Consider the following 4,663-nt stretch of genomic DNA (forward strand, 5'->3'; position numbering starts at 1 on the left):
ACCCCGGCCATCTCCTCAGGTGTCACACCACCCCAACGACACCCAGGCATCAACAGACACGCCGCTCACGGATGAAGATGACCAAGCCCTACTAGACCTCCGGCCGAATCTTGCTGCCGATATGGGCGAGGCGGATCGTCCGTTCCTCCCGGACCAGACGGAAGTGGATACGGCCGGCGCCCGGGGTGAACCGGGCGTGCAGGTCGAAGGTGTGTGTCTTCCCGTCCAGATCGGTGAAGCGGCACACGCGCTTGCGGGTCTCGCCCTCCGGGGTGACCTTGGTCCGCCACTCGGGCTCAGCCATGGTCGCCGGATCCCACGCGAGGACGGCTTCCTCCAGTCGCTCCAGAGCCCGCCGCACAGGTACCACCCAGTGCGGGCCCAGGCTGCGGAGCTGGCCCTCTACGCGCGGCAGGAACGTGAGGTGCGGGTAGAGGTCGCCCCGGCAGTCCCAGATCTGCGAGCCGGTGGTGACGCCCTCGTTGCGCGCCGCCCGGAACCAGTCCCGATGCACTCCAAGATGTGGTTCCGCAGACAGGTGCCGCACATCGACAGCGTCCTGCCGCATCTCCAAGGCGTCGTCGTCCTCGACAAGTTCGCTTCGCTCCAGGGTGACGCGATCGGCCTGCCACTGCCGGGCCACCGCAAGGCTGACCGCGATGCCGTCCATGAAGTGCGCGGCTCCCAGGCCGAGAACGACCTCGCCGTCGTGGCGGTACTCCAGGTGCTCGACGGCATCATCCGCAGGGAAGACGCTTCGCACGGGCGAGCGGCCCTGTAACGCCCGCAGGCGTTGCCAGAGGGCGCGGTTGCGCGGACTGGCCCCGATCCACTTGTTGACGGGATAGCCCTCGGCGATGTCCAGCGCCTTGACGTCCACCTCGCTCACCAGCGCCGTGCCCGGCCCTCCCTCGGCCGCGGCGGCACGGACGACGGCCACGAAGTCGGCCATCGCCCGCTCGGCCCGCGCTGGATCGCAGGCCGTCCCCCAGGACTTCTCGTTGAGAAACAGCAGTGGCACGCCTGCTACCCCCTGTGTCGTTCCGTGCCGTCAGTCCAGCAGCTGGTCGAGCGAGTTCTCCCACTCGTCGAAAAAGCCCTCAGGCCACTGTTCGAGCATGCCGTCCTTGTCGATGCGCGGGGTGACGACCTCGGCGCCCGCTCCATTTCCGCTGAAGTAGTGCACGACCGCGTTCTCCGGCCGAAGGACACCATGTTTCACGGCGATGCGGACACCGTTCAGCACATGGTCGCTGTGCGTCTCGACGATCAGCTGGGCGCCGGTAGCGGCGGCCGCGGAGAGCAACGCGGCCACCCTGCTCTGCCCCTTGGGGTGCAGGTGCGCCTCTGGGTTCTCCAGCAGGATCAGGCTCTCGGACGTGGCGGTGAGGCAGGCGACTACGACGGGCAGCGCGTAGGTGAGACCGAAGCCGACGTGGGTGGGGCGCCGACGGCGCGTGGCGTTGATGCCGGCGGTGCCGCCGAAGGCATAGGAGAGGCGGACCGAGTCCGTGCCTTCAATTGGATCCGTCTCGATGTTGACGCCCGGGCACAGCTCCTGCATCCAGGCGATCGTCTGGTCCAGGAGTTGGGGCGATGTCGCGCCACGATGACGGAGCGGACCGTCGGGCACCTCGGTGGGTACGTCCTGCTCCATGTGGTGACGCAGGTAGTTGACAGTGTGCTCGCCTCGCACGCCGAGGAAGCCGCGCGCGATGGCGATCTGGTGGGAGCGCGGGTAAGTGACCGCCGGAGTGATGCGGTCGGCGTGCAGGTACTGGAACGGCTGCTCGGCCAAGTGTGAGCGTACCGAGCCCTCCGCCAGGGGCATGACGTCCCGATCGGGATGACGAAGGTCGTACGCAGCGGCCCACGTGCGCTGCTCGCCGTCCTCCTCGATGACAAAGCCTACGAGTGGCTCGTTGACGGCGGGGAGTTCTTCCACGGGCCCGAAGTCCTCGTGCAGGACATCCTGTGCGGTGCCGAGGGCCACTAGGTCGCCGTTGAGCAGCAGCCCTCCCCCGGCACGCTTGGTCCGGATGAGCATCTGCGTCTCGTACGACTGCCGCAGTAGCGCCAGGGCCTGTAGAACGCTGCTCTTGCCCGAGGAGTTGAGACCGGTGAGGAGCGTCAGCGGGCCCAGAGGCAGTTCCAGACGCCGGAACGCCTTGAAGTTGATCAGCTTGATGTGGTTGATCACTGCTCGACTTCGCTCCGCTCCTCGCCGAGCGCGTCCTCGAAGAGATCCTTGACGGCGTCGAACCGCTTCCGCACCTTCCTGGCATCGCCGGTGCCCACGGAGATGGCGCGCTCGAACTCCACGTCATCCATGAGTTCCGCGAAGGCATCGAGGACATCGATCTGCCGCAGCGTCTCGCGATCGTCGTCGTCGAGGCTCGCGAGATTGACGGCGACCGCCTCGAAGAGTGCCTTGTTGATGGGTGACTTGCGCTGCTGGTTCCGGCGGTACTTGCGGAAGGCGTGATGTCCGAAGATCTCCCTGGCCGCGATCATCGCCGTGATGAACTCGCTCCGCAGCCGGTCCTCTTCCACGCTGTCGAGACGGTTCACCTGGTGCATCGCCTCGGCGAGGAATGCGTCGAAGTCACCGGGCTTGTACGCGTGCGGTGAGGTCATCCGGAACGCCAGGAAACGCAGGACCATCTCCCGGTCGGCCATCCGGTCACCGACGACGCTGTAGCCGGTGGCCTGCCGGAACTCCGTGGTCTCCGCGAGCTCCGCGAGAAGCGTGCGGGCCCGTCCCGGGATGAGCGCGTGCCGAATCTCCTGCCGGGTGAGCGGCTCACCTCCGGTGTTGATGCGCGCGAAGACGTTGAACATCACGGGCTCGGGTGTGCCCCGCCGGATGACATGAACAACGACTTCCGTCTCGCGCAGCCGGATCTGGAGCTTTCCGGAAAGGTCCGCGAAGCCCGCCCCGTCGAAGTTGCGCAGATACTCCAGGCCCGTCAGCTTCAACGGGTCGGCGTCGACCGTCTGCGGCTCCAGGAAGCGAGCGATCGACGTGAGCCGCTGGATGCCGTCGACGATGGCCCAACTCCCGTCCTTGTTCTCGGCGGCGTAGAAGGACGGGATGGGGATGCGCAGCAGCAGCGACTCGATCAGACGGCTCTGCTTGCCGTCGGTCCAGATGCCCGCCTTGCGCTGGAAGTCCGGGGCGAGGTCGATCATCTCGTTGCGCAGCCGGGACAGCAGCAGATCGACGGTCGTCGTCCGGGTGTCGATGTCGATGTGCTCGGGGTCGAAAGGAGAGGTGATCTGCTCGATCACCACGTCCTCGGCCTCCTCGCGCTCGATATCGGTCGGCCGGCCGTCGGCGGTGACCTCCACGGAGAACAGGGAGGAATCCAGCTCTCCGGCATCCGCCGCAGCGTCCTGATACCGCTCGAACACCGACCGTTGGTCCCGGGTACGCCCCTGGCTCTCCTCCAGCGCCGCCATGTCGTCTCGTCGCCCTCCCCCTCATGCCATGTGGGCTCGTTGTGTCCGCTTCGATCGCTGCATCACCCTACCGTCCGTGATTCCGTGGTGACGGACGATCGGTCTGAGCAGTGGAGGGGAGGGCGCCGGGCGACTCGGCTCCTCGGCAGCGGACTCGGGTTCCCTCAAAGTGGACGAACCGCCGACGAGCTGCCCATCCATGTGCAGGGCCTCGCGAAGGCGCGGCCAGATCGCGGCGACGCTGGAGACACCCGCGGCCACCAGCAGCCCCGTAACTGCTTCTCCGCCAGGTACGAGGAACACCCCGGCGACAAGCCCGGCAGCCACGGCGAGTCTGGCCACTGCTGTCGACAGCGTGGTTTTGAGCGGCTCGGTAGTGGCAGCGGCCTCGTCGGCCTGCGACACATCCGCGAGGAGCCGCGGGTCGATGATCAACAGGCTGTCCCGTTCGGCACGGGAGCACAGCTCTGCCGCAGGGCTCCGGCGACGAGCCGGGCAAGGTCGCGGAGGGCGACCTCACGGCCCACTCCCTCGCCGAGGAGGTAGCGCTCGTTGGCGGCGTTGAGTGCATGAATCAGGCGTTCCGAAATCGCCCGCACCCGGTCGCGGGTGGCAGGCGGCACGGTTCGGGTGCCGTACCGGGCCTGGGCACGCAGGGCGTTGCCATGACAGGCGGAGTCGCAGACGACACTGACGGTCAGGTCAAGGCGGCTTCGCACCAGACCGTCCGGGTGATCGGCTCGTCCCACATCACTCCCCCAATGGGTGGACAGGGCCTCGACAAGAAGGAAGCCACCACCGGCGTGCCGACCCCTGCACCGGTCGCACCCAGAACCGCCCCGGCAAGGAGCCCAAGCGTTAAGAGTCCACCGAAGGCCATCGCCGCCCTTTCGACTGCTGCGAAGTTACTCGTGACGTCATGCGTCCGTCCGGCTGAGGGCCTGTGATGTGGTTCCGTCTCGCACGAAGGCGCATCACCAGCCTGCCCCGGTGTCGGTCAGTGCCAGGGACCAGGGAGGCGCTGAACCGGAGGCGGGAGAACGTCCCTCTGTCACAGGTGGCTGGCTCACCGCAATCTACGCCTGTCAGGCAAGCTCCACCCACCGTGAAGTGCCCCGGGTTTCGTGGAGTCCGGTGGTCTTGTTTCAGGCGGACTGCGGGGGTTGCTCCAGTCTTCGCCAGTAGTCGCGTTCGTACTCGG

4 protein-coding genes are annotated in these 4,663 nt (G+C 67.1%); all 4 read right to left on the minus strand.

The genetic code is table 11. The features are described 5' to 3' along the window. Window positions 1-91: 91 nt before the first annotated feature. A complete protein-coding gene (locus ACZ7L7_RS37115) occupies window positions 92-1,021 on the minus strand; it encodes a hypothetical protein (RefSeq protein WP_261719632.1) in 930 nt (309 codons plus the stop codon). Window positions 1,022-1,051: 30 nt separating this feature from the next. After that, window positions 1,052-2,200 carry an AAA family ATPase gene (locus ACZ7L7_RS37120; RefSeq protein ID WP_261719631.1) on the minus strand — a complete coding sequence of 383 codons (1,149 nt, stop codon included), beginning with the start codon at window positions 2,198-2,200 and terminating at the stop codon, window positions 1,052-1,054. After that, window positions 2,197-3,462, minus strand: coding sequence for a DUF262 domain-containing protein (locus ACZ7L7_RS37125; RefSeq protein ID WP_261719630.1), 1,266 nt, complete (start codon window positions 3,460-3,462; stop codon window positions 2,197-2,199). The genes ACZ7L7_RS37120 and ACZ7L7_RS37125 overlap by 4 nt, the downstream gene beginning before the upstream one ends. Before the next feature lie 431 nt (window positions 3,463-3,893). Then, on the minus strand, window positions 3,894-4,181 hold the full coding sequence (locus ACZ7L7_RS37130) for a hypothetical protein (protein WP_285516857.1): 288 nt from the start codon (window positions 4,179-4,181) through the stop codon (window positions 3,894-3,896). Window positions 4,182-4,663: the final 482 nt, after the last annotated feature.

The organism is Streptomyces sp. NPDC110618 (assembly GCF_055657065.1).

Excerpts from the sequence above, each read along its gene's own strand:
- ACZ7L7_RS37125 (WP_261719630.1), bottom strand. The coding sequence starts at position 3,462 with ATGGCGGCGCTGGAGGAGAGCCAGGGGCGTACCCGGGACCAACGGTCG.